Origin of the sequence: Virgibacillus siamensis (assembly GCF_039522605.1) — a bacterium.
GTDB lineage: Bacteria > Bacillota > Bacilli > Bacillales > Amphibacillaceae > Lentibacillus > Lentibacillus siamensis.
On sequence record NZ_BAAADS010000001.1, the window covers coordinates 43,489 to 68,675 of the forward strand.

34 protein-coding genes are annotated in these 25,187 nt (G+C 39.0%); 8 read left to right on the forward strand and 26 right to left on the reverse strand.

Going from position 1 to position 25,187, the window contains the following annotated elements:
- The first annotated feature begins 109 nt into the window (after positions 1-109).
- The 3 genes from deoD to ABD010_RS00200 all read left to right on the forward strand — a co-directional run bounded on the left by deoD (position 110) and on the right by ABD010_RS00200 (position 2,193).
- Positions 110-817 (forward strand): purine-nucleoside phosphorylase, encoded by a 708-nt coding sequence (gene deoD, locus ABD010_RS00190; protein ID WP_343809179.1) that lies wholly within the window; start codon positions 110-112, stop codon positions 815-817.
- Between the two features lie 124 nt (positions 818-941).
- The gene (locus ABD010_RS00195; protein ID WP_343809180.1) at positions 942-1,541 is read left to right on the forward strand and encodes a biotin transporter BioY; all 600 of its coding nucleotides are present in this window, start codon (positions 942-944) and stop codon (positions 1,539-1,541) included.
- Positions 1,542-1,719: 178 nt separating this feature from the next.
- A complete protein-coding gene (locus tag ABD010_RS00200) occupies positions 1,720-2,193 on the forward strand; it encodes a divergent PAP2 family protein (RefSeq protein ID WP_343809181.1) in 474 nt (157 codons plus the stop codon).
- A 210-nt stretch (positions 2,194-2,403) separates the two neighbouring features.
- On the opposite strand, the gene ABD010_RS00205 is transcribed toward ABD010_RS00200, so the two are convergent.
- Together ABD010_RS00205 and ABD010_RS00210 are read right to left on the reverse strand one after the other, a co-directional pair.
- Positions 2,404-3,084 (reverse strand): 3D domain-containing protein, encoded by a 681-nt coding sequence (locus ABD010_RS00205; RefSeq protein ID WP_343809182.1) that lies wholly within the window; start codon positions 3,082-3,084, stop codon positions 2,404-2,406.
- Positions 3,085-3,148: 64 nt separating this feature from the next.
- A complete protein-coding gene (locus ABD010_RS00210) occupies positions 3,149-3,460 on the reverse strand; it encodes a YuiB family protein (RefSeq protein ID WP_343809183.1) in 312 nt (103 codons plus the stop codon).
- A 222-nt stretch (positions 3,461-3,682) separates the two neighbouring features.
- Between ABD010_RS00210 and ABD010_RS00215 the strand changes: the two genes are divergently transcribed.
- Positions 3,683-4,666: an NAD(P)/FAD-dependent oxidoreductase gene (locus ABD010_RS00215; protein WP_343809184.1), complete on the forward strand. Its 984-nt coding sequence runs from the start codon at positions 3,683-3,685 to the stop codon at positions 4,664-4,666.
- 59 nt (positions 4,667-4,725) lie between these two features.
- On the opposite strand, the gene ABD010_RS00220 is transcribed toward ABD010_RS00215, so the two are convergent.
- The 4 genes from ABD010_RS00220 to ABD010_RS00235 all read right to left on the reverse strand — a co-directional run bounded on the left by ABD010_RS00220 (position 4,726) and on the right by ABD010_RS00235 (position 6,784).
- On the reverse strand, positions 4,726-5,079 hold the full coding sequence (locus tag ABD010_RS00220; protein ID WP_343809185.1) for a hypothetical protein: 354 nt from the start codon (positions 5,077-5,079) through the stop codon (positions 4,726-4,728).
- A gap of 69 nt (positions 5,080-5,148) precedes the next feature.
- A complete protein-coding gene (locus ABD010_RS00225; RefSeq protein ID WP_343809186.1) occupies positions 5,149-5,505 on the reverse strand; it encodes a HesB/IscA family protein in 357 nt (118 codons plus the stop codon).
- 81 nt (positions 5,506-5,586) lie between these two features.
- Positions 5,587-6,444 (reverse strand): diaminopimelate epimerase, encoded by an 858-nt coding sequence (gene dapF, locus ABD010_RS00230; protein WP_343809187.1) that lies wholly within the window; start codon positions 6,442-6,444, stop codon positions 5,587-5,589.
- Positions 6,445-6,457: 13 nt separating this feature from the next.
- Positions 6,458-6,784 carry a YuzD family protein gene (locus ABD010_RS00235; protein ID WP_343809188.1) on the reverse strand — a complete coding sequence of 109 codons (327 nt, stop codon included), beginning with the start codon at positions 6,782-6,784 and terminating at the stop codon, positions 6,458-6,460.
- Between the two features lie 150 nt (positions 6,785-6,934).
- On the opposite strand from ABD010_RS00235, the gene ABD010_RS00240 reads away from it, so the two are divergent.
- On the forward strand, positions 6,935-7,159 hold the full coding sequence (locus ABD010_RS00240) for a NifU family protein (RefSeq protein ID WP_343809189.1): 225 nt from the start codon (positions 6,935-6,937) through the stop codon (positions 7,157-7,159).
- 85 nt (positions 7,160-7,244) lie between these two features.
- Here ABD010_RS00240 and ABD010_RS00245 read toward each other — a convergent pair whose 3' ends face one another.
- Complete coding sequence (locus ABD010_RS00245) at positions 7,245-8,213, reverse strand: 2-hydroxyacid dehydrogenase (RefSeq protein WP_343809190.1); 969 nt, start codon at positions 8,211-8,213, stop codon at positions 7,245-7,247.
- A gap of 27 nt (positions 8,214-8,240) precedes the next feature.
- Positions 8,241-9,218, reverse strand: coding sequence for a protein kinase family protein (locus ABD010_RS00250; protein ID WP_343809191.1), 978 nt, complete (start codon positions 9,216-9,218; stop codon positions 8,241-8,243).
- Between the two features lie 90 nt (positions 9,219-9,308).
- Between ABD010_RS00250 and ABD010_RS00255 the strand changes: the two genes are divergently transcribed.
- Positions 9,309-9,821: a phosphatidylglycerophosphatase A family protein gene (locus ABD010_RS00255; RefSeq protein ID WP_343809192.1), complete on the forward strand. Its 513-nt coding sequence runs from the start codon at positions 9,309-9,311 to the stop codon at positions 9,819-9,821.
- 37 nt (positions 9,822-9,858) lie between these two features.
- Here the strand turns inward: ABD010_RS00255 and ABD010_RS00260 are convergent, their stop codons facing one another.
- On the reverse strand, positions 9,859-10,629 hold the full coding sequence (locus tag ABD010_RS00260) for a TIGR01457 family HAD-type hydrolase (RefSeq protein ID WP_343809193.1): 771 nt from the start codon (positions 10,627-10,629) through the stop codon (positions 9,859-9,861).
- Positions 10,630-10,643: 14 nt separating this feature from the next.
- Positions 10,644-11,084, reverse strand: coding sequence for a DUF86 domain-containing protein (locus ABD010_RS00265; RefSeq protein WP_343809194.1), 441 nt, complete (start codon positions 11,082-11,084; stop codon positions 10,644-10,646).
- A 187-nt stretch (positions 11,085-11,271) separates the two neighbouring features.
- On the opposite strand from ABD010_RS00265, the gene ABD010_RS00270 reads away from it, so the two are divergent.
- A complete protein-coding gene (locus ABD010_RS00270; RefSeq protein WP_343809195.1) occupies positions 11,272-11,442 on the forward strand; it encodes an SAV0927 family protein in 171 nt (56 codons plus the stop codon).
- Between the two features lie 61 nt (positions 11,443-11,503).
- On the opposite strand, the gene ABD010_RS00275 is transcribed toward ABD010_RS00270, so the two are convergent.
- The 6 genes from ABD010_RS00275 to ABD010_RS00300 form a co-directional block, all read right to left on the reverse strand.
- Complete coding sequence (locus tag ABD010_RS00275) at positions 11,504-12,919, reverse strand: VWA domain-containing protein (RefSeq protein ID WP_343809197.1); 1,416 nt, start codon at positions 12,917-12,919, stop codon at positions 11,504-11,506.
- A 66-nt stretch (positions 12,920-12,985) separates the two neighbouring features.
- The gene (locus tag ABD010_RS00280; protein WP_343809198.1) at positions 12,986-13,777 is read right to left on the reverse strand and encodes a hypothetical protein; all 792 of its coding nucleotides are present in this window, start codon (positions 13,775-13,777) and stop codon (positions 12,986-12,988) included.
- Positions 13,778-13,797: 20 nt separating this feature from the next.
- Positions 13,798-15,150: a vWA domain-containing protein gene (locus ABD010_RS00285; protein ID WP_343809199.1), complete on the reverse strand. Its 1,353-nt coding sequence runs from the start codon at positions 15,148-15,150 to the stop codon at positions 13,798-13,800.
- 33 nt (positions 15,151-15,183) lie between these two features.
- A complete protein-coding gene (locus tag ABD010_RS00290) occupies positions 15,184-16,194 on the reverse strand; it encodes a hypothetical protein (protein WP_343809200.1) in 1,011 nt (336 codons plus the stop codon).
- Between the two features lie 29 nt (positions 16,195-16,223).
- Positions 16,224-16,826, reverse strand: a complete 603-nt coding sequence (locus ABD010_RS00295; RefSeq protein ID WP_343809201.1) for a hypothetical protein — start codon at positions 16,824-16,826, stop codon at positions 16,224-16,226.
- A gap of 312 nt (positions 16,827-17,138) precedes the next feature.
- The gene (locus tag ABD010_RS00300) at positions 17,139-17,834 is read right to left on the reverse strand and encodes a hypothetical protein (RefSeq protein WP_343809202.1); all 696 of its coding nucleotides are present in this window, start codon (positions 17,832-17,834) and stop codon (positions 17,139-17,141) included.
- A 97-nt stretch (positions 17,835-17,931) separates the two neighbouring features.
- On the opposite strand from ABD010_RS00300, the gene ABD010_RS00305 reads away from it, so the two are divergent.
- Positions 17,932-18,135, forward strand: a complete 204-nt coding sequence (locus ABD010_RS00305; RefSeq protein ID WP_343809203.1) for a hypothetical protein — start codon at positions 17,932-17,934, stop codon at positions 18,133-18,135.
- A 36-nt stretch (positions 18,136-18,171) separates the two neighbouring features.
- Here the strand turns inward: ABD010_RS00305 and ABD010_RS00310 are convergent, their stop codons facing one another.
- From ABD010_RS00310 to ABD010_RS00355, 10 genes are all read right to left on the reverse strand, one after another.
- Positions 18,172-18,540, reverse strand: coding sequence for a hypothetical protein (locus tag ABD010_RS00310; RefSeq protein ID WP_343809204.1), 369 nt, complete (start codon positions 18,538-18,540; stop codon positions 18,172-18,174).
- Positions 18,541-18,562: 22 nt separating this feature from the next.
- Complete coding sequence (locus ABD010_RS00315) at positions 18,563-19,141, reverse strand: hypothetical protein (protein WP_343809205.1); 579 nt, start codon at positions 19,139-19,141, stop codon at positions 18,563-18,565.
- Between the two features lie 30 nt (positions 19,142-19,171).
- Positions 19,172-20,194, reverse strand: coding sequence for a hypothetical protein (locus tag ABD010_RS00320; protein ID WP_343809206.1), 1,023 nt, complete (start codon positions 20,192-20,194; stop codon positions 19,172-19,174).
- A gap of 120 nt (positions 20,195-20,314) precedes the next feature.
- Positions 20,315-20,512: a hypothetical protein gene (locus ABD010_RS00325; RefSeq protein ID WP_343809207.1), complete on the reverse strand. Its 198-nt coding sequence runs from the start codon at positions 20,510-20,512 to the stop codon at positions 20,315-20,317.
- A 21-nt stretch (positions 20,513-20,533) separates the two neighbouring features.
- Positions 20,534-21,052: a hypothetical protein gene (locus tag ABD010_RS00330; protein WP_343809208.1), complete on the reverse strand. Its 519-nt coding sequence runs from the start codon at positions 21,050-21,052 to the stop codon at positions 20,534-20,536.
- A gap of 18 nt (positions 21,053-21,070) precedes the next feature.
- Positions 21,071-21,742, reverse strand: a complete 672-nt coding sequence (locus tag ABD010_RS00335; protein ID WP_343809209.1) for a Tad domain-containing protein — start codon at positions 21,740-21,742, stop codon at positions 21,071-21,073.
- A complete protein-coding gene (locus tag ABD010_RS00340; RefSeq protein ID WP_343809210.1) occupies positions 21,739-22,146 on the reverse strand; it encodes a TadE/TadG family type IV pilus assembly protein in 408 nt (135 codons plus the stop codon). The genes ABD010_RS00335 and ABD010_RS00340 overlap by 4 nt, the downstream gene beginning before the upstream one ends.
- Before the next feature lie 31 nt (positions 22,147-22,177).
- A complete protein-coding gene (locus tag ABD010_RS00345) occupies positions 22,178-23,008 on the reverse strand; it encodes a hypothetical protein (RefSeq protein ID WP_343809211.1) in 831 nt (276 codons plus the stop codon).
- 49 nt (positions 23,009-23,057) lie between these two features.
- A complete protein-coding gene (locus ABD010_RS00350; protein ID WP_343809212.1) occupies positions 23,058-24,410 on the reverse strand; it encodes a hypothetical protein in 1,353 nt (450 codons plus the stop codon).
- A 62-nt stretch (positions 24,411-24,472) separates the two neighbouring features.
- Positions 24,473-25,183, reverse strand: coding sequence for a YciC family protein (locus tag ABD010_RS00355; protein ID WP_343809213.1), 711 nt, complete (start codon positions 25,181-25,183; stop codon positions 24,473-24,475).
- Positions 25,184-25,187: the final 4 nt, after the last annotated feature.

Here is a 25,187-nt window from a genome sequence, read left to right on the forward strand (position 1 = left end):
CCAAAAGTTACTCGATCTCTGTTTCTATTTTACACTACTTGTTTGTTTTTAAACACGCAATGTGATACCGTTACCTTGAATAATTCCGAAAAATAGGAGGTCCTTGAAAATGAGTGTACATATTGGAGCAAATAAAGGCGATATAGCTGATAAAATTTTGCTTCCGGGTGATCCGCTGAGGGCAAAATTCATTGCAGAGACTTTTTTGGAAGATGTAATCCAATACAATAAAGTGCGTGGCATGTATGGTTACACAGGTACATACAAAGGTGAACGCATCTCCGTACAAGGAACCGGGATGGGCGTTCCCTCCATTTCCATTTATGTCAATGAACTGATTCAAAGCTACGATGTACAAAAATTATTGCGTGTTGGAACATGCGGGGCTATACAAAAAGACGTCAAGGTGCGGGACGTCATCCTCGCCCAGGGTGCTACAACGGATTCCAAAATGAATCAAATGATTTTTGATGGAATTGACTATGCCCCGATCGCCGATTTTGATTTGCTGAAAAATGCCTATGACACCGGCGTCGAAAAAGGTCTGAATTTAAGAGTCGGTAATGTCTTCACGAGTGATTCATTCTATCGTGATAATGCGCAGGAACTCCATGAATTGCTGGCGAAATATAAAGTACTGGCAATTGAAATGGAAACAACTGCACTTTATACACTTGCTGCAAAATTTGATCGCCAGGCATTATCCGTACTGACCGTCTCCGATCATATCCTGACAGGTGAAGAAACCACATCGGACGAACGCCAGACAACATTTAACGAAATGATGGAAATTGCGCTGGATGCTGCAATTAAATAAGCGGAGACAAGCACTTCAGGATAAAGAAGTGCTTGTTTTTCCATTGATTGTTCACCAACAAAAATATAAGTTGACAATATTTCGCTGTTCCGTTTATGATTAATAAATGAAGGAGGAGAACGTTATGAAGGATTTAAAAGCAACTGACCTTACATTCGGAGCAGTCTTTGTCTGTCTAATGACGGTTGGAGCAAATATCGCAGTTTGGTTTCCCATGCTTGCTATCCCTATTGGCGGTGCAACCGTCCCGCTTTCCCTGCAAACTTTTTTTGCCATACTTGCAGGCCTAATGCTGGGAAGAAAGCTTGGGAGCATCTCAATGATTACGTACATACTGGTTGGAGTAGCAGGCGTTCCGGTATTCGCAAATATGTCAGCTGGGCCAATGGCACTCATTTCACCAACCGGCGGATTTATTTTCTCTTTTGTATTTATCGCATTTTTTTCAGGGATAATAGCACAACTGGGGCGAAAGCCTTCCATACCAATATATACTGCTGCAGCGCTTATCGGCCTTATTTTCAATTATGGTATTGGCGTCACTTATATGTACATTGCGATGAATACATGGCTTGAACTGCAGGTTACCTACCAGGCAGCTTGGATCGGAATGATACCATTTCTGATTAAAGACGCTGCACTGGCTGTTTTGGCAGCAGTTTTCATGATCAACCTTGCGAAAAGGGTTCCGGCAAGATGGACCTCAACAGCAAAAGCATCCTAACAACACAACAAGCTTTTATTATAACTACATGGGCATTCCGCCAACAGGGATGCCTTTTTTCGTGATAAACTGCTGTCATTGTGATAAAATAACATATCTAATACTTAGGAACGCATTTTCAAATTTCCCATAAAAAACATACAGGAAAGCAACAACGGGAAAGGATGTTCAACGATTTATGGAACTCATTTCAAATTTTCCATTATGGGCAGCGTTATCGGCAATTGTTTTTGCCCAGGTTGTTAAAATCCCAATACGTCTTTCGGTAACAGGCGAATTCAAACCTGGTCTTGCATTCAGCACCGGCGGCATGCCAAGCAGTCATTCGGCAGCAGTTACTGCCCTGACAACCGGGGTTGGCATCATGGAAGGAGTCGCATCATCCATTTTTGCTGTCGCGACCGTTTTCAGCATTATTATCATGTTTGATGCATCCGGTGTACGCAGACAGGCAGGTGAACAGGCTGTCGTTCTGAATCAGCTTGTCAAGGATTTTCAATATTTTGTTGACGGTGCAAAGGATTGGAACAAAAAAGAAGAATATCAAAAACGAAAAGAGTTGAAGGAACTGCTCGGCCACCAGCCAATTGAAGTCTTTTTCGGTGGGTTGTCAGGAGTCGCCATAGCCTTTCTGCTCCACCAGTTTTATTAGAAAAACTCGGCATTCGCCTCGTATTATAGCGATTGCCGAAGTTTTTCTTATAAGGTCAACCATAATTTATACTTTCTGACGTTATTAGAAAACTTGGTTATAACCAAGCCTTTAAGTGACAACCTTAGTTGCACTTATGCAGTAAGAAAGTTTTATCCTTTCTTATCTGCCTAAAAACAGGCGCCCCATGATGTTGGAACGCCTGTTTAATCAACTCTTTTTTATTTGCTCACGAAACACCTGTAATGCATGGTTTTCGTTCATTTTCTTCAACTCTTCAGCTGTTAACGATCCATCACCGCGTTCGATAATATACACTTCAACCTTTTTCTTGCCCCATTGTGCATATACATCTTCCACGGTTTCATAGTAAAGATCAATTTTGTTTCCGTTGATTGCCCCGCCTTTATCAGCAACCACACCATATCCGTACCCGGGGATAAACATGACCGTTCCAATCGGGTACACATCCAGATCTGCTGCAATAGTAGAGTATAAGTCTCGTTTAACCTTTATTCCGGAATACGTGACCCCATATGATGGATGTTCCGGTGTTTTGCCAGTTGATTCGTAGCCTGCCGTGTATCCCGTAGCAATTACTGTATCACTCGGATATTGCTGATAATCCACAGCTTCAGCCAATGTTTCCGGCCCCTCGACCTGTTCACTGGAGATATACCTTTTTTGTGGTTGCACAAAATTAAGTTCTTTCTCTTTCAAAGCAGTCCGCCGTTTATTTTCCATATTAACGCCAGTCACCACATTGTCCTTCGCATCCCGGGCATATACATCAGCAGTCAACTCGTCTGACAGTGCGGATTCTGCCGTCGAAAATATGCCAAGGAACAACAGTAAAATCCATGCATGTAGAATAAATTTCAGATTTTTCAATGATAACACCTCACTCTGCATGTCATCATTTCCAATCTATTAACTTTTTATTCATGCTATCAGATTAAAACATCTGATAGCCGCTTTTACGGAGGAACCTAATAACAAATCCGGACACAATTGTGCCAATAAATCCTGCACCAAGAATTATAATATCAACAGCCGTGATATTCACCAACCGCGTAAACGCTTCTGAAAACGCACCGCCCGGATTTTTAAAATATTCCGCAGTTGAAAAATCATCGACAATCATCAAAATAATAATCGGGTAAATAAATGCCATCAGCCACGTGCGCCGCAGCAGCATATTCAAAATAAATGCCAATCCAAAAAATATAACAAAAAACAATAATATCGAAACAACCAATTGAATCAACGTTGTGTCTCCTCTCACACTTTACATACAAAAACCATTTTATATGAAAAAAGCACCGGCAACAAGTCCAGCTGCTGCCCCTGATTTTAACAATTTTTCGACAAAATACTGCGATTCGATTTTGCAAAAACGAATACTGTGTGCATTAATACACAGACGCCAGTGGTTTGTGATACGATAGGAATGGTGTTTTATTCGACAACTATAAATGGGGGAATTTCCATGTCAGATAAAGTATATGACGTAACAATTATTGGCGCCGGCCCCACTGGCTTGTTTACAGCTTTTTATGGCGGAATGCGCCAGGCAAGCGTTAAAATAATTGAAAGTTTACCGCATACCGGCGGGCAGCTTACTGCCCTGTACCCGGAGAAAGATATATATGATATAGCCGGATTTCCAAAAGTCGGCGCCCAGGAACTGGTGGACAACCTGATGGAACAGGCTAATTTGTTCGATCCGACCATTGTCCTTGAGCAATCGATTCAAAAAATTGAGCGGCTGGAAGATGACACATTCAAGCTTATTTCAGATAAAGAAGTACATTACTCCAAAACCATCATCATCACTGCCGGAAATGGCGCCTTCCAGCCACGGCGGTTGAACGTTGGTGAATGTGACCAGTTTGAAGGCATTAATCTGCACTATCATGTAAAAGACATGAATCAGTATAAAGACCAGAACGTGATGTTGCTTGGCGGTGGTGACTCCGCAGTGGATTGGGCGCTCATGCTTGAACCAATCGCAAAGAAAGTCAGTCTTGTACATCGTCGTGATAAGTTTAGAGCACACGAACACAGCGTTGAAAAGCTTATGGCATCGAATGTGGAAATCTTGACACCGTTTGTTCCAAAAGAAATCTCCGGAACAGAAAAAATCGAATCCGTTTCACTGGAAGAAGTAAAAGGTGATAAGAAAGTTGAAGTTGAAGTCGATTCTGTTCTCTGTAACTATGGATTCGTCTCCACCCTCGGACCGATCAAAGACTGGGGGCTGGAAATAGAAAAGAACAGTATCGTCGTCAACTCGCGCATGGAAACAAATATTCCAGGCATTTATGCAGCCGGCGATATTAGCACCTATCCGGGAAAAGTAAAACTGATTGCCACCGGATTCGGCGAAGGACCAACCGCCATCAACAACGCCAAGCAATATATCGACCCGAAAGCCCGTATCCAGCCGAAACACTCGACGGCAATGTTTTAATATGAAAACCCGAACACTATTTTCAGTGTTCGGGTTTTTTACATAGTCGTTATTTACTATCATATGCTCGAAATTCCGTGGCTCTCTCCGATGGGGGTTGATGTTTCGGCCTGTGCGGTTGATGTTTCCCCTCTTGCGGTTGATGTTGCCCCTCTTGCGGTTGATGTTGCCCCTCTTGCGGTTGATATTCTGTCCTCTGCGGTTGATGTTGCCCTCGTGCGGGTTGATGTTGCCCCTCTTGCGGTTGATATTCTGTCCTCTGCGGTTGATGTTGCCCCTCTTGCGGTTGATGTCGCCCTCGTGCGGTTGATGTTCTGTCCTCTGCGGTTGATGTTTCCCCTCTTGCGGTTGATCTTTCGCCTCTTGCGGTTGATGTCGCCCTCGTGCGGTCGATGTTTCGCCTCGTGGTTCAATTCGCTTCACATTTTTTCACGCAAAAAAAGAGCGCCATTAAAGCGCTCCGTATCCGTCATACATATCATTCAGCATTTTTCCGGTGAGCCTTCACGATTCTTCGCTTTGAATGAAGAACCGCAGCCGCACGATACAATGGCGTTCGGATTATCGATTGAGAACCCGCCGCCCATCATGTTCTGTTTATAATCAATGGTTGTGCCTTCTATAATCGGTTCATCCTGATTGAAAATAACAACCGGGATGCCGTTGATATCATAAGTATTATCCAAGTCTTCGTTGACATCGTATTCAAATCCGAGTGAATACGAAAGCCCGCTGCAGCCGCCACCTTTAATACCGAAGCGCATGCGAACACCTTCTTCTTCACCCTGCATCATGTCTTTGATCTGTTCAACTGCTTTATCCGTAATGGAAATAACCATCTTTACCCTCCTCTGTATTTTGACGGTTTCATACGAATCATTACTTTAAGTATACAAACTATGTCCGGAACGTTCAACCAATCAATCCGGGAAAAAGTAATTGCCTTCCGCAACGATTTCCGCTCCACCGGTCATCCAGACGGTTCCATCCAAATCCCAGTTAATTACCAAATCGCCACCGCTCAGATGGACGGTGACCTCATTTCCCCGCTCCGACTTCCCATTAAGAACGGAGGCAACGACAGACGCACAAGCCCCGGTTCCGCATGCCTGCGTAATTCCGGATCCACGCTCCCACACACGAAAATTCAGTTCCTTGGATGAAACAACTTCAACAAATTCAACGTTTACCTGATCCGGAAACCGAGAATCATCCGTTATAACCGGTCCCAATTCATGAAGAGGAGCTTCAGCAATAGTATCCACAAAAAATATCGCATGAGGATTTCCCATTGATACTGCGGTAACCTCCAACGTTCTTTCAGCGACAGCAAATGATTCAGCAACAACATTTTCAACATCCGTTCCCACCATCGGAATTAAAGACCGCTGCAAGATCGGTGCTCCCATGTTAATCGTTACTTCCTCAACAATGCCATTCGCTGACTGAACCACAGCTTCAACTACATTAGCCCTGGTCTGAATGTTAAAATGTTCCGCTTCAATGATTCCTTTCTCAACAACATATTTCGCGACACAGCGCAGACCGTTTCCACAGTTCATGCCTTCCGAACCATCTTTGTTAAAAATCCGCATGCCAACATCGGCAGCATCGGTAGGATGAATTACAATCATGCCATCCGATCCAATCCCCGTATTGACATTCGATACCTGCCGCGCCACTTCGGGAAAAAACTTCTCATCCATATCAAAATGAAATAAATCAATATAAATATAATTATTGCCCAATCCATGCATTTTTGTATAAGGTATTTTCATTTTAAAACCCCGCTTATAATTGCAAATCAATTCCATGTTTATCCAATTCCTTATAAATGGTTTTCAGCCGCGGTATACCCTCCGCAACTAGTTCCTCATTCACTAAAACGATTGGATAAAATAAATCTTCGTCAAAAATCCGTTTCACAAAATCCTGATGCTTGTTAATTTCAGGCGGATTATCAATATCAATATATTCGTACATAATGTCATCAGCAACATATTTCCTGCCAATTGCTGCCTGCAGCCATTCATACGTATCCTTGGAACCGGGTGCACCAACACAGCTTGCACAAATCTGTTCAGCCCCGTAAACGGTAATCTGCAAATTCTTCCCCATATTGATCCCTCACCTTCATAGTCATTTTTATTTTACAAAATATTGATTTAAAGATAAAATAAAAGAAGCTATAATGAATGAAAATAAATTCTGGATAGATTTTTTCACGAATTCGTTTTATAATGTTAATCAGAAAGGAGAAGATGGATAATGCAAGATCAAGTACAAGAAGTGTTGAGCAAATTACGCCCATTTTTACTGCGTGACGGTGGAGATGTGGAGTTAATTGATGTTGATGAAAATGGCATTGTACTTCTTCGTCTCATGGGTGCATGCGGCAATTGCCCCAGTTCCACGATCACTTTGAAAGCCGGAATTGAGCGCGCACTTATGGCTGAAGTTCCTGGTGTAACAGAAATCGAGCAGGTATTTTAAATCACATATACTTCAAAAGCAGGCACGTAACATGCCTGCTTTTTTCTCTGCCAAAATTTGACAAGTGTCTGGCACCACCCGAATTTTATTTAACTTTAACTGGTGTTAAGGCTTCATCTCCATTAAAAACCGCTGCCAGATTATCAAGACACAGTTTCAGCATTTTCGACCGCGTTTCTTCACTTGCCGATCCGATATGCGGCAATGCAACGACATTTTCCAACTGAACAAGTTGGTGATCTGCACCGATTGGTTCTCCTTTAAATACATCGAGTCCAGCTGCGCGAATCGTACCGTCCGTCAATGCATCATATAAGGCATCCTCATCAACGGTTCCACCGCGCGAAACATTCACAAAAACTGCCGAACGCTTCATTTTTTTAAACGCCTCACGATCAAATAAATGTTCCGTTTCATCAGTCAACGGGACAAGACAAACGACAAAATCGGCTTCTGCAAGCAATTCGTCCAAGTCTTTATAAACCGCATCGATTTCCCGTTCAGCATCCGGTTTTCGTGACCGTGCATGATAGAACACATCCATATCAAACCCTTTTGCACGTCTCCCCACGGCCTGACCGATTCTGCCCATTCCGACAATCCCAATGGTTTTATGATGTATGTCGGCACCGGCCAGCAAATATGGTGACCAATTTTCCCATGCGTCTTTTTTGATATACGCACTTGCTTCGACGATCCGACGCGCTGATGCCATCAGCAGCGCGAACGTCAAATCTGCCGTTGTTGCGGTCAGCACGTCAGGTGTATTCGTCACCGTAATGCCCTTCTCCGCTGCAGCGGCAATATCGACATTGTCAAACCCAACTGCCATGTTGGCAACGATTTTCAACCTTTCCGCTTGATCCAGTAAGTCACGGTCGATCTGCTCGGTCAACAAGCAAAGCAATCCATCCGCATCTTTTACTTCTTCCATCAATACATCCCGTGGGATCGGTTCCTCTGATTTCTCCCACATCCGAAACGCAAACTGACCCTGATACGGTTCCAGCAAACATTCCGGAATCTTTCGCGTTACGTAGATAACTGGTTTCACAACGCTTCTCTCCTCTAAGTATTGTAATTATAACCAGTGTAACACAGGAATCTGCAACCTTTCACAATCGACACCTGCTTCGTCAAAAAACTTACCCAATCGCCGTTCATAGTCTCCTTGGCGTTCCATGAGATCCTGCATTTCCCGCACGCGCTCGGAGGCGGAGGAACCCGAATTAATATAGCCCTGTTCGATCGCATCAAATAAATGAATAGGAAAAATCAGCCGGGCATAGATCAACCGCCAGCTAAACACAGACAATTGCCGTTCCTCCTGGTACTCGTTCAAAAAATCCCTGATTTTCTTCATCGGATCATTTACCTGCAGAAGACTGTACCGGATGAATTCAGCCAAATCCCTTGCCGCATGATCATAAACAAGTTCGTGCGTCCAAACAAATCCGTCCATAATTTTTCCGGAGTAGCGCCTTAAGCCAATCGTACCCTGATCCACCTCAGAAAACCGCTTTTCTCCCTCACTTTCCTGCATATACTGAATCGCATTTTCACTAATACCAATTATATAAGGCAGCACATCAGCTAGTAATTGACTCCATTCACCTGGAACTTCCTCCGCATCCAATTTGATTTTATTTTCAAATGCTGTTAACTTATCAATCCACAGTTGCTTCCACTGCCCATAACTGGAAATCTCCCTCGGTTCAAATGGATACTCCACTCCTGCCTGATGCAGATTTGCCAAAGCTTTCCCTTCTGATTTACCATGTCCGGATGCAGCAAACGCAGCTTTCAATACAAGATAATGTTTCCCGTAATAGCGTGTGAACCAATCCCCATTTAAATTTTGAATTGGATACGCAACTTGTGTATAATTATTCTCAACTAAAAAATATGCCGCTGATGCTTGCTCCATATGTATGATTTCCTTAAAATCAGCTGAAATGGTAAAATAAAGAAAGTTATCCTGCTTAAAACCCTCCCTTCCATTCATAAAAATATTTTCTTGCGCCTGTATATTATAGTAATCAGCAAGCAATTCTTTCATGGATATCCACTCCATTCGAATAATATCTATATTATATCTATGTATGTACCGGCAGTTTTTTAACATTAAATGAAAGAACAGGTGATAAAAATGGATAAAAATACTCAACAGAGTGAACTGGAATTAAAAGCAAGAGAATGGCTGACGAAACGAGGCGTTACACTGCATGATATTGCTGAGTTGGTTTTTTACCTTCAGGCCAAATATCATGACAATCTGAGTATGGATGATTGCCTGCACAATGTGGACCGTGTATTAACAAAGCGGGAAGTGCAAAACGCCATTCTGACTGGGATTCAGCTTGATACACTTGCGGAGAAAAATATGCTTGATCAACCATTGCAACAAACAATTGAAACGGATGAAAGCCTTTATGGAATTGACGAAATAGTAGCCTTTTCAATCGTAAATGTATATGGCTCGATTGGGTTCACGAATTACGGATACATTGATAAACAAAAACCAGGCATTCTAAAGAAGCTTAACGACAAATCAACCGGAGAGTGCCACACATTTCTCGATGATATTGTCGGGGCCATTGCAGCTGCCGCATCAAGCAGGCTTGCACATGGTACAGCTGATGTAAAACAATTGGATGATTAAATGTTATAAAAAAGCTGCTCGATTATGAGCAGCTTTTTTACATCTTTTCCATCCATTCATATAAGTTTTTTACATAATACGTCGGTTTTTTGGCCAAATCAGGATAATCAGCAAACGGGGTAACACCGGTAAAAACCATCAGTGTATCGAGTCCCGCATTCATTCCGGCAAGAATGTCGGTATGATAGTTATCACCTACCATCAATGTATCGGCCTTGGAAGAACCAAGTGCAGTTAATGCCTGTTCCGTAATTATTTCTTCCGGTTTTCCGATAAAAATTGGATCCGTGCCCGTGCTAACCGTAATCGCCGAAGTCAGCGCACCATTACCAGGCTCAAGCCCGCGTTCGGTCGGTATCGCCACATCACTGTTGGTCGAGATGAATGATGCTCCATTCCGAACCGCGATACATGCGATTGACAGCTTCTCATAATTGATATCATGATCAATACCAACTACAACAAAGTCACAATCCTGATCGCTAATACGCAGTCCTTCCCTCCGAATTGCATGATGAAGTCCTTCTTCACCAATCACAAAACACCGCGCACCTTCTTTTTGCTTCCGGATATATTTGGCCGTCGCCATGCTCGATGTAAAAACGTGTTCCGGCGACGATTTGATATCCATTTGCTCCAATTTTTCCGAAATCTGCTCCGGCGTTTTGGATGAATTATTCGTTAAAAATAAATAGGGAATATCCTTTGAAGCCAGCTTATCCACAAACTCACCAGCTGCTTCAATCCGCTCATTTCCCCTGTACATCGTTCCATCCAAATCAATTAAATATGCATTGTATCTCTTCACTGCAGTACCTCTTTCTACTCATTCTTTAAAAATGCATTAGCTACCCCAAATTCATTGTCCAAATATTTTCGGACATAGGTACTGAATACCATCAGTTTTTCCATGTTGTCCTGCACTGTTTTTTCAAGCAGTTCATGATCAATCGACAAATATTCTTTCACCAGATGCTTGCGCAATAAAATGACATCCTTCAGTCCCTTATCATGACTCTCCGGAACCACCATTTCATCCACAAGAATATCAATAATATCCTCATAACTGCCCGGGTCACGCATAATGAACCCGTCAATCATCATATTTCCAACATCAAGCATCGACTCGATCACCATATGTACCGTGCGTTCCAAGTATAACTTTTCCATTAACGTACTGACCTGATGCTTTTTCACTTCAGCCAGCAGTTCATTCATATAATCAAGTGTTTCTTCTATTTTCTTTCGATCAACAAAATACATTTTTCACCCTCCGCATATCTTGCTCATTTAACTATATCATAAGAACCAGGACATGTTATAGTAAAACAAAATCGCATGGAGTGAATGAAATGGATGAAAAATTCAACATACTGAAAGATGAAACACATACAAAAAAGTCCGCTATATAAGCTTTAAGGGCAGCCTGCAACGCTATGACTTTGCCCTAATGAAGCATGAAGAAAATGCATCCAAGCATGTTGTCATCTACTTGCAGAAAAACCGCTTCGGATTTTTGGGTAAGGATGATTTGGATAAGGAAGGCGGAATTGAGCATGTTTTTCATGAGACCGAGATGGTAGCGGATGAGATTCGGGAGTTTTTGCGGGGAGTGCTGTGAGAATACAGGGAAGCCGCTGTAATTACGGCTTGCCTGTTTTTTACTTTTTTTAATTTGTAATTTATTTGTTCTTCTTTGTCTCGTTTTCAAATCTTTCCTTTATAGACTTCTTCATTTCCGTAATTTTTTGTTTACTGATTTCTTGTAACGTCACTTCCAGTTCATCTACTGTTTCATCAATTTTATCAATAACATCATCCACTCTGTCTTTTAGTTCCATTTTTTGATCATGCGTGATAATTCCAATGTCTTTCATCACATTGGCCAATCTGTTTAGATTATTACTTGTTCCCAGTGTAGTGAAAGACCAGTCATTATGAAGCCCCATAATATCAAAACTATTTTCGACCTCCATATAATCCGCATCATTCAGAGCATCTTCTTTCCACTCTTCCCATGCCTCCAGCACTTCTTTTGCACGCTGGAATTCCTCCTGCAGTTCTTCTTCATTGTCAGCAGAGGCAAAAATACCACCGGACACCTCAGCCATTTTTTCCAATTGCTTTTGCGCTTCAGCATCGGTTTGAAAACCAATAATATTAATAATTGGCTTCGCATTGGAATTCGCCAACGATTTTGCCACTTTAACAGGGTCACCACCGCAAGTTTCGATCCCATCACTGACGACATAAATCAAATTGGTATTTTTCTTTGTATCAAACTTACTTAATGCTTTTTTTGATTGTTTTAATGCACCAGCAAGCGGCGTCCATCCACTTGGCTGAAATTTATCCAATGCATTCTGAAATTTGCCTTCTTTAAATGAATCAAATCCATAAACCTGTTCAATCGCATCACATGACATTTCTTTATCACTGTCAGACCCTGTTCCTTTGTGTCCATATACACGTAATGAAACATTTGCTTCCTCAGGTACCTGCGATAAAAAAGCATTAATTGATTCTTTAGCTACATCCATCCGTGTTCCGCTGCCTGCTGGATTAGCCATACTGCCACTGGAATCCAAAATTATTTCGATATTATAATTCTCTTTAAAATGGTATTTTGCATCAGGTAAATCCGGATTTCCAAACGAAGCAAATTCCCATTTTTTAATTGTATCCTGTGGGTTGGGATAATTTTCTGACACAAGCCAGTACATGAAACGTAAGTATTTTTTATATTCGTTATCTGTAGGATTCTTACTCATTGGGCCTAACTTTTCAAACTTCTTTTTAATCTTTTGTTCCAAATCGTAAATGCTTTTTTCATCTCCACCAAATGGACCGGCAGTTTGCTTAGCTAGCCCATCAACATCTGTTGGAATCGGAGATAAATCCTTTAGCTTAACTTTTTCTGTTTGTTCACTTTCAGCGGATTTAACCTCTTTTTCATTCTTGTCATTCGATGCAATACTGTTTTCTTTTTTGTTCTGATTATCCTCTTTTTCTTCCTGTTTGTCAGTTTCCGATTTTGCATTGTTATTTCCACTGTCGCCACATGCAGCAAGTAATGTAAACAATAAAATTACAATCAAGAATACAAACCACTTCTTTTGAACAAACATAACCCCTTTCCATCAAATTTCATTAGGTTCATTAACTTATTCCACGTCCCGAAAACGGTAATTGTATTTATAATAAACAACCCGCTCTTCCGTCGTGAAAGTTGATTGTCTCCAAATGTCACTATGTTCGCTTGTACCTTCTGTTTTGACCATTTTTAATTCACCCGGATCCAATTCCATTATTTTTGAATTGATAACCTTCAGCTTTTCCTTGTCTCCATTCTGTGCATGTATCTTGACTTGCACCTCTTTTTTCTGATCGAGATTATTTCGTATGTAAAACACGTTATCAAATTGCTCATCAATACACCTGATTCTTAAACAATCACTCGTTGACTTCATAAGTACGATTGAGAATTCCTTATTTCTTGTGGCATCCTCCATTGTACTTATCGCGTTATTCAAAGTGACAGCATACGATATTTTTTGCCCCAACGGCATGAACCACAGGAAAAAGAAAAGCATCGTTCCGCCTATCATGCCAGTTATAACCCATACCACCTTTGGATTATGAAGTGTTTTTGATAAATTATTTCGGCGTGCATATAAAGTGGCAAAAAAATTAATGATAGCCATAATAACCACAATTAATCCAACCACAAATAACCCAATAATACTTCCGGTACTATTTTGAAAGAATGCAAGATTATAAGCTTCTGTAAGATAAAAATTAATTACAATGCTGCCAACCAAGATCACAATAAAGGAAATCAATGGTCCCTTCCAGTTAACCTTTTGCCTTTTACCGTTTCGAACATCAATCATAGACCACACAAACCATATGAAAGGTATTACGTAAACAACAATCACCATTCCGATATAGAGCACGCAAATAACCCTCCTTCGCCTTAATCCTTTGAACGCTCTTTCTTCATCTCATCAATCATATCACTAGCTTTTTGTTTCTCTTCCTTAATTCGTTTTTCCAGCTTACCTTCTTTCTTCTCGTTGACTTTACCGATTTTTTCTTCCCTTGCTTCAATCATTTCCCTTACTTTTTCTTCTTTCTCTTCAGATATCTTCTTCAACGAGACCAGTTTCTCCATACCATCCAGCAACAAAGCATTTTCATCCCTGTTAATCTCACGAAAATCTGCTGCAATTGCATCCAGATCATCATTCATGTGAATGGCATCCCAGGTAAGATCAACACCTTCCATGGCGCTCCACATGTTGAGTTCTGCTGTCTCGACCGCTTCCTGGATATTATTCTGGGCAACTTCAAAAATATCTGTACCGGAATCAACATTCGTGAAAGATCCACCGCCAGCCTCAGCAACTTTATTCAGTTGAGTCTGTGCTTTGTTCCCAACATCAAACCCAATTATATTCACGGCCGTCGCAATGCCTGAATCATGCAACTGTTTCGCCGCTTGGACTGGATCACCGCCACATGTTTCTTCACCATCACTGATGATGTAGACAACATTTTTCACGTCATCCCCCGCCTTTCCTTTCAGATCCTTTTTGGCTGCCTTAATTGATGCCGCCAATGGTGTCCAGCCGGCTGGTTTAAATTTAGATAGCGATTTGCCGAATTTTTTCTTATTATATGTATTTAACGGATAAACCACTTCTGTACTGCTGCAGGACATTTTCTTGTCTTCCTGACTTCCGGTGCCTTTATGTCCATAGACACGGAGCATTACTTCAGCATCTTTTGGAAGTTGGGAAACGAATTTTGTCAGCGATTCCTTGGCAGCTTTCATTTTCATCTTCCCACTAACATATGCCCCCATACTACCGCTTGCATCCAGCAATAAAGCAACATGCAACTTTTTATTTTCCTCTTTTTTCTTGGAATCGTTGCTGCCTTTCGGTGCGCCATCAACCAAAAATGATGGATTAAAATTTTCATATTTCTTCAAAACCGGACCATAATCTGCTGCCAGATAATGAATTAAGTAATTATACGCTTCATCAACGGTCAAATCTTTTGGCAGTTCCTTCAGCGTTTTTGACCATTTTTCCATGTTTTCTTGACTAGATGAATAGAATTTACCGGGCCCCTCATTTACCATTGCTTCCGGCTTGGTTGCAGCTTTAGGTACTTTTGGTTCTTCCTTCTCTTCTTCTGTCTGTTCTGTTTTTTTATCTTTTTCTTTTTCTTTGGTGGCAGATTGTTCATCAGTTGAGCATCCTGCTAGAATTAGGATGAATACTGCCAGAATAATAGAAATAAACTTCACTTGTGATCTCAAAATACTTTCCTCCTTTTATGTAGCAATTAAACTTCAATTCAATTTAACCTTTAAAAAAGCTTTCTTTTCACCCACACTATTTTTTTCAACTAGTTTACCTGTCATTTTCTGACCACTCTCACCATATTTATCTACAATATTATCCCAGCTGTAAGGGGATGGAGCGAATTTTAGACGAACGGTATAATTGCTTAATTTTTTGATATCTGACGGATTTTCTATCTGTACCCGAAAAGAGCCATCAGGATTAACACGCACCTTATCACCAGATCCGGATAACGATCCTTCTGGGGTTAATACCGATATATCCAACTGACTACCCTCAATTAAATTGCTTTTCCCCTTGATAAAAACAAACTTCTTGTTATATCTAACATCAGCTTCCATTCGAATGTTCGTATTCCCATAATCATCAGGCTTTTCCCAGTCCGGCTTCACAATTTCAGTTGTTGCAGATCCATTCTCTTTCAAAGGCATATAAAGAGTGGTGCTCGCCTGTCTGCTCACCTTTTCATTAATAGCATAAAGTCGAACAAAAGAACCTTTAAGTTTTTTACCAAATTCCCCATATTTCCTTTTAATTGATTCTGAAGTTTGATCTTCGGGCCGAAACCTGATTTTTACATTCAATCCATATTCGTATTCTTCTGGAATCTCAGTTTCATAAACAAAAGAACCATCCTGTCTTACTTCCGTCGGCCCCGAAGTACCCATCAACGTTACGCTTGTCAGAGCCATTGGATTCACGAATACGGATGCACCAGCGGGAAGATTCGTCTTGCCTTCCACCGTAAGATGATGATCTGAATATGTCACTGACCCACCAAATTGAACGTTCAACGGACCTTTTGTTTCTATTGGTTTTTTATCTTTTTCACTTTGCTCTTGCGTCTCAGTTGAACCACTTGTTTCTTTGGATTTGTTTGCTTTTCCGGCATTCTCATTACTGCACCCGGAAAACATAAGCGTTAATGTAATAATTGAAACAGTAAAAATCCTATTTTTTTCAAAGCTATACCTCCGCATACCGCATCGTTTTGACATTTAGATCCCGTCTTTCTTTAAGTAAAAAATTATATTAACTCTAACTTCCTGAAATCACTTTGAACCTCCACATTTTTCAGTATTTCAAACCACTTTTTCCGGCGTTTTTCATTCATCGGAAATTCATCCTTGATAACGTAATGGAGAATCCAAATTCCATCCTCACCAAGGAATAATCTTTCAAGTTCATGCTGATCATTCCAGCCCTTTGCATCAGTAACCATAAATTCAAAAAATGTTTCCTGTTTACTCGCTTGCAAGTAATTCACTTTCATGTTTCCATTTCCGTTTTTCACTTGTTTATTAAGATATTGCATAAGTGCTTCTGCATATTTCTTGGAAGATGAAAACAGTGTGGTTTTGTACGAAAAATACTGAACTGTAATCAATTCTATCCAGTTTTGAACTGTTTCACCATTGTGCACAAATTCAAATATAAGCCTTTCTTTACCTAATTTGCTGTAACCAACTTCCCACCTTTCATTCATTTTTAAAAATGGCAGTTTAATATTTTTTAATACGGTTTTGCCTTGTAAATCAGGCTTTTTATCTTTTGGTTTTTGCTGGTCTTTCTGTTGATCCTGATGTCTTCTCTGTCTTACCTTCCAAATATTTGTCCATGGTTTTATCAACCCATGGATCGAAGTGTTTTTTCTCAGCGTTTAATCCCTTTTCCTTATTTTTGAACAATTGCCTATTATATTCCTTCAGAGTTGTACGACGCTTTTCAAACTAATTAGTTAATTCAACACCCTGTCATAAGGCTGTTTTTAAAGGTTACATTGGATTAATTTTTTTGCAGCACTATTTATCTCTACCAATTTGCTATTCATGTAAGGTGCCATCCAATCTATACCTGTTTTATCGCCAGATTCGGATAACGATCCTTCTGGAGTTATTACTGATAAAAATTGTTCTTGAATTATGCTATTATTTAATAACCTTTAGTTGTGTTTGTAAAAATAACTGCATATGATAAAAATAAGAAAAGGAAACAAAAGCAAATCAAGTACTATTCTAGAAAATGTAAGAGTAAACAAAGATAGCTTACTGGACAAAATATGAAAAATATTTAATAAGACAAACCAAGATGTAACTTCAATAAAAATCACAAAGCATATAATAGTAAATAATTTTGCAAATCTATCATAGCCAAAGCTTAATGTCCTTTTTAAATTAATTTTTAAAGAGTAATTACTTCCATTATTAATAATCAAATAAAACGGATACGAATAAAACAATATTCCGATAACTAATCCAGGTATCAGGTAAAAATGATAACCTAATGTTACTAATAAAGAATAGTAAACCGCATACATATATACAGGCGAAAAAAATCTATATATACTACCCAAAACCTTTTTCAACTCTGGGATTTCGTCTTTATACTTAAAAAAACGAAAGTAATAAATATATGGGATTTGGCTAATTATTACAGCGAATAATGTAAAAAAAATTTTCACCTCATCCTGTAATGTCAATGGAAATAAGAAAGAAATCGAAAAAACACCAAGAACCATCAAGAACTGAATAGGAAACATATAAATAACACCAATGACAAAAATCTTTTCAATATTATTTATATATAATGAACCACCTTCCTTAATAGAATATAAAAGGCTATCCAAAATTTTAATCACAATTAACACTTCCTAATTAAGACCATCAACTATATAGACAAATCTGAACAATTAACGTAGTATAAAAAATAAGAGCATATGAATTGGAGTGAGTTAAATGAAAGTCATTCAGGGTGGCCGGAAACAACAAGAGCCTGGAAAGACAAAAAATCAAGAAGGACATGATGGCAGTTTTAAAGGTGCCATAAAATTTCACATCAAGGATACAATCCAATATCTTTTAATACCATTATTTCTTATTTACGAATTACTGCAACTTGTTTTAAAACCCTTCAGGCTGCTATTCAGATCCAAAAAGTAAACTGATCTAATAATTTTATTCAGTGAATTTATTTTTCTATAAATTATTCCTTGTTTTCACGGCAAGTTCAATTATGTAAGTCATCAATGCCCCCATTAAACTAATAATAACGCCTATAAAAATTCCTTTTAGTAATGGTATATTCAAATTTAGGTTACCTTGTATAACAAAACTTGAAAGAAACTGATTAATAACACCCAATAAAAATCCAGTAATGATGGCTGAAAAGAAAGGACGTTTAATATTTATCGAGGATATTATACCCCCCGGAAAATAAATAGCTATTAGTATTACAATAGATATTAGTTGATTATCAATTATTTTCCAAAACCCTATAATAAATCCCATAATAATGGCTCCTAAAAAACCAGCTCCAATTCCCTGGGTTATACGCGTAAATAACATAATTAAAAATACCCTTTCACTTTTATTCCGGCCGCCAATAAGGCTCTTTAATAAATAACCATTGAGCGTGAAACATTAATACAATTGCCAACATGAAAACATATAATATACTTATAATAACTGCACTGGGTGATCCTTGCCCAATAACATATCCAGAAATTCCCGCAATGCCTGCACCGACACTTCCAAAAGCATAAATGCCTTTTCCAATACCGGTTTTCGGAGCCCGTAATTCTTGATTAATTATTTTACTAAATCGAGAACCAATATAAGCAACAATAACCATCAGAAACGTTAAAGACAAAAGTAGAAATAAGTTTCGTGAAACCGACCTCCAGTATAGAACGATTATACAAATAGCAGCTACATCAATCTGTATTATCATATATATAACTCTAGGGGGAACATAATAATGTAATTCTTTTTTTTTCCCAAACAAAGCAATGATCGAACAAAGAAAAATATATAGCCCCAGCAACCAAAAGCCAATTGCACTTGTTGTAGGACTAACTGAAGCGAATAAACCAAAGAGAATTGGAAATATAGCCATACCATATATACTTTCTGAATTTGGATGTTCACTTTTTGGGCCCAGATTCATTTTTTACACCACCTTTTGAATAGGAACCGACTAATTAAATAATTTAGTTAACCCGTATTTAGTCATTTGATATACTAATTTGGTCTTATTAACTGCGTTTTTAAATCCTTTTTCAAAAAAGTTTTGTACACCATTCTTCAATTTTCTTCCCCATGATGTCGATAAAATGCCCGAAATTGCTAGACCTGCTGCGCCACCAATAATTGTACCAGCAATCGGAACAGCAGAACCCACTATAAGGCCAGTTGTAACTAGACTACCTGCACCCAACGATCCAATAGCCGTCGACAGCGATGCTGTTCCCCACGCAAATGCAGTTTCTGTCACTGTAGCGGATAAAAATTCTCTGCTCCATATATCTCCATCACTTTGATTATAAGCTGAAACCATACCTACTGCACTAGAAAGAAATGCATTCCCCTTTGAAACAGCAGAATGTTTAAATGCCTTTCCAAAACTATTATAATGATTTTTTGGTGGTAAATGTACTTGTTCTACTCCTTGAATATATTTACCCTTTCTACCTAATTTTTTTGTCATTTCTAGCAAGGGGCTTTTTAACTTTTTTCCTCCAGATGATAAGTATCCTGTAACTTTTCCACCTTCAATTACTGTCAATAATCTATGTCCATTATGGTAAGCAATATAACCGAGACCAGATTTAGCAATCAGACTCCCCGATTTTTTAGCCCACCAATCGAAACCCTTCTCTGGAATATTAGATTTTCCTTCCATATTACCTTCAGAGTTTAATTGTCCTCTACCATTTTGATTTGTGGAATCATTTTTTCCGTACTTATATGGTGGCACCTTTTCATTGTATTCGTTATAACTATTCTCTTGCTGATCCTTATTCTCATAATGAGTATCAGATCTATCTTGCCAATGTAAGTCCGTTCCATCCCATGGTACACCTTTCCATGGGTCTCCTTCCCAAGGATTACCTGTCCACGAATCGACTGCATAGACAATTGATGATGACGGCATAAAAACAACGAAAAATACAGAAACTACTATCATCATTTTTCCAAAATACTTATTAATTTTAATCACCCCGTGATAACCAGTCAAAATGTTATAAGTATAACATAATATTCTCGTTATTGTACTCTCCATTTAAGAAAAGGAGAAATGCAATAAAAGTCTTCCCCCTTATTCAATGTATGGTGTTATTTAACCATCTTTTTCCTGAATTTGACGTATATGATTAGTCCGCATAAGAGGTAAAGCCGTTCCAACTACTAGAGCTGTCAATGGAAATCCTCCTGATCCTGCCAACCATTCAAACACTGTTACAGGTACAAAAATACCATAGATAAAAATCATTAAAATCATGTAGAATCTTCGCCAGTTCTTTTCGGACTTCGACAAGATGAACACCCCTGACTACATTTAATTAGATTGTTCCGTGTCAAGCTCTATATTATATTCCTCGGCTAATTCCAAGAACTTTTCATCTGCCTTCTTTCCTAATTCAATTGCCTTTTTTAATTCTTCATTCGCCTTATTAACCAATTTCTTAGTTTTTTGTTGGCTGATACCTTCTCCCATTTGCTTCACTGCATCAAATTTCATCTTTATACCCTTTTCCCATTTTTCAAATTGATCCAACCGCATTTGATGTAATTCCTTAACAACATCCGTTTTAGGTTCCTGTGCCTTCATGTAATCTGTAATTTCCTGTACAATCGGCATTGCCTTTTCCTTCTGCATCTGATATGCAGCCTGAGGGTTGGCTTCCTGTAATGACTGTTTAATAATTTTATCCAACTGTTCCCCTTTGTCATTTACATTTTTGAGATAGCTGTTGTGATATTCAACAATTTCTTTAGCTTGATCAGATGCACCACAAGCTGCGAGCAACATAACCATCGATAAACCTATAAAAACTAAAAACTTTGGAACTTTCATGTAAGTATCTCCCGTCTGTTAATTATCAAGTGGAATCGTATTACTATAATTCCAAATCTCATCCAAAAAATCTATTTGTGGTCCTGCCGACTCCTGATAGACATTCTCTTTAATTCCTTCCATATATTCATCAAATGAAATTCCTTCCATTTCGTTAGCGGCTCTTACATAAAATTGATTATTTCGAATGTATAAAACTGCACCTTCCAATTTGCCGCCATTTCCTGTAATAGTTTCCTTCACTTCATTAATTACCTTTTGTTCGATATCCTCATCCCGAAGTAGCTCGTGGAGTTTCTGTCTGACAACATCTTTATTAAGTTCTTCCGTCAATACTTGATCAAAAGCTTCCACTTCAATTTCATTTCTGGACCAGTCATTATAAGCTCCACTATTGGCAAGTGCAGATGCCCTGTCATTCACATCTTCCTCGATGTCCTCAAAAAAAGCTTGGAGTGCCCCTTCCAACGTCTCATCCTCATAATCATAAATTACTTTCCTAACCTCTTCATAAAATACACTTGACCCTGATAAACTTGCCTGTTGAACTGTTGTTGCTGAATCCTCTTTCGTAGCCAGTGCTGCTCCCAAATTTAATACAAAAACAAGTAGAATCATAATAATACTCAACATCCCGAGTACAAACAGAGCAATATTTCCATCTTCATTCCTGATTGATTTCCACATCATTCAATCACCCTGCCGTGGGCTGTAGTAGAATAAGGAACGGTAGGTAATGGATAGCCAAAAATTTCCTCAGGTAAAAAGAGTAATTGAATATTAACATTAACATTGGCGGAAAACTCTTTACTTCCGAGACCAGATCCGGAAATAGAGGTTGCTTGAAGATAATTGCCGGTAGCGGACAAAATCTCGTTGGCAGCGTCACGTGCCTCTGCAGGATTTTTTGTCACTGAATACACCGTAGCATATTCATTGGCAGCAGATTGCGTAACTAGTACGGCATTAATACCAACAACAAATTGAACGATAATCATTAGCAACATTAAAGCCAAAGGTAAAATTCCCAAAAACTCTATTGTTGCTGAACCCTCTTCACTTTTAGTTTTATTTCTCCACCATTTAAGCATCATGCACTCTCCTACCCTTAAATATTGACAACATCTATAGGTTTGGATATCGAATATCCTTTTTCATAGAATTAATACGCGTTTTTTGTCCCTTATAAAAATACTCCCATACAGCTTCTTTGTGTTCGCTTTTTTTCATATTTTCCAATCCCTCAACGTAAGTTACGCTGTTAATTTCCTTTGCCAATTTCCGTTTGCCACTCGCGAACTCTTTTATATATTGATTAATTTCAAAGTTAGATAATGTTTTTACAGAATCATTACTTTTTCGAATCTGGTCTGCTTTTTCAAATAACTCAATTGCATCCTGATTCAATAACAACTGCTTATATTGTATATAATCCATTTCAAGGAATACTTCTTTCGCGTATTCAATATCTTCAGGAAAAAATTTGGAACCATCAATTTCCTTTTGATCATAATAAGTCGTATATTCGTCCATAAGTTTCACATGCTTTTCCTGAAGCTCTATTTGTGTATTAAGCGAATTCCAACATGCTTTATAATTTTCACATTCACTATCCAATAATACTGCTTTTTCAAGTACAGTTTCCAGGAAAGTTCTTGTTTTATAAAAAGCTTGCATATCTATATTTTTCCGTTCCGTGCCATACCTGTGAATATTGCCAGTCATTGTTAACAGCAATATAAGCGATTCAAAAGCTTTTTCATAGTTTTCAAAGGGGGCATTACTGTCTGATGACAAAACGGCTGCCTTTGTTTTATCAACTATTCTCTTTTGATAATAGACAAGGTAATAAGCTACATCCTCTAATCGAAAGTGCTGTGGATTAAATTTCACTTTCTCTAAAAATTTTCTATACTTATTGGCTTTTTGTTTGATTGACTGATCTACCTCTGACAACCTTAGCCTCCTTTCTAACACAAATTCTTAGATAAAGCTTTCTTCATTTTTAAAACCATCCAGTTACTGTATCCCATGCACTGGACGCAACATCTTTAATCGCGTTTCCTGCTTTTTTCGCTAAATGCTTTCCAGTATCCCATACATTACCTTTCCAATTATCCGCAAATAATTTAACACCTTTGGAAACTACCCAAACACCCGCCCCAACAGCTACCATACCAGCACCAATTGCCTGACCGCCTGGTATGGCTGAAGTCACAACTCCAGCATTCATCAACGTATTTCCTAAACTTGCTGTTGCATCGGCTACAGCAGATGTTTTTTCCGCACCGGAAGCATCACTGGTTAAGACATCATATGCCTTAGCACCTTTATATCCCGTTTCGAATGCAGACACTCCAGTGCCAACAACTGCTGCGGCAACATTTAATTTTGATAGTGCCCCCACAGAAGCCGCTGGTGGAGTAAAATTATCAGCTGTTCTAGCTGCATCCGATAATGTATCAGTCGTTGAGGCAAATTGACGTGCAGTACGAAAATCCTGCACTCCTTTAACACCATCAGCCACATGCGTATATGTATCATACATACTGTTTATGGCATTATTTCCAACCCCAAGCTTAACCCCATTCATAAGTATATTGGAATAAAATCTGCCACCGTAATTAAATTTTGGGTTGTAGCCAAGATCTTTCAAATTTTGATAGGTTTGAAAGTCGCCAACTAACTTTGCCTGACCCATTACCACATCATTTAAAATATACTTGCCAACGTTATATTCCTGCGGGAGTTTTGGGTATTCTTCAAGACCGACATCATTATTAGTTCCATTACTGTTCGTACCGTTTCCATTCGTTCCATCTCCTGCTGTTCCATTACCGTTAGTGCCGCTTCCGTTTGTTCCACTTCCTTCCGTTCCATTACCATTGGTGCCGTTTCCGTTTGTTCCATTTCCTGCTGTTCCATTACCATTGGTGCCGCTTCCGTTTGTTCCATTTCCTGCTGTTCCATTACCATTGGTGCCGCTTCCGTTTGTTCCATTTCCTTCTGTTCCATTACCGTTGGTGCCGTTTCCGCTCGTTCCATTTCCTTCTGTTTCACTACCATTGGTACCATTACCATTCGTTCCATTATCTTGCCAACTTTTACCTTCCCATGGATTTCCTGACCAAAGTAAACTATCACCGTCCCATGAGTTCCCTTGCCAAGTATCACCAGTCCACGAATCACCGGACCATCGTACATCATTTCCTTTCCAGGCTTCACCTTCCCATGGATTCCCTTCCCAGGTATTACCCTCCCATGGTCCAACAGCATATGAAATTGGGGTTAGTACAGATTGAAAAATAACAAATAAAATTGCTAAGGAAACCGATACCTTTTTAATCAGTGCACCCATAAACTTCCCTCATTTCAGCTTGAAATAGTTACGAAAAACGTTGCCTTCTAATTATGGCCATATCAATTCTCCACAACATTAACATCCAAAACTTCTAACGATTCCCTCCACTTAATTATGTATGATGTAATAAGTATTACGATAAATGGAAAACAAAGAATGTTCAGCGTCATTTGGGTAATCATCTGAGCTGCAAATGATGAAGTTATATTAAACAATTGAAAAGTAATGAATATACCTATTAAAAGTTCTATCGTTCCAGTTAGCATAAGGATTAATACAATCTTAAAAAAATTCTTCTTGCCAATTCGCAAACCTTCTTTATAAGATTTCCATACTGACTTATTATCAAATACACTAATATAAGGGATAGGAAACAATAACGATAAAACAATCAATCCTGGAATTAGAAATAGCATAAATCCAATAGTAGTAAGGAATGAAACAATACATGCAAATACAAAGACAGTAAAACCTTTGGTCAAAAAGCTAAAAATAGAGTGTCCTAAATTATTTTCAATTCCCTTATATTCATTATATACAAACTGGATATAAGGAACCTGCGCATAAAGAAAAAACATTAAAGTTAACAACCCATAATAAATGTCCGCAAAGGAATAAACAGCAGAATAACTTGGGGTTATGGCATATATGTAGTTTGTTATAAATGAATGCAGCATGAGTAGGGGCACAGTAGTTGTTAACATTAAAACAAGTATTTTTTCGAATTTCCCTGTATAAACTTCCCATGCATTGCTAAGTGGTTTTTCCATGGTA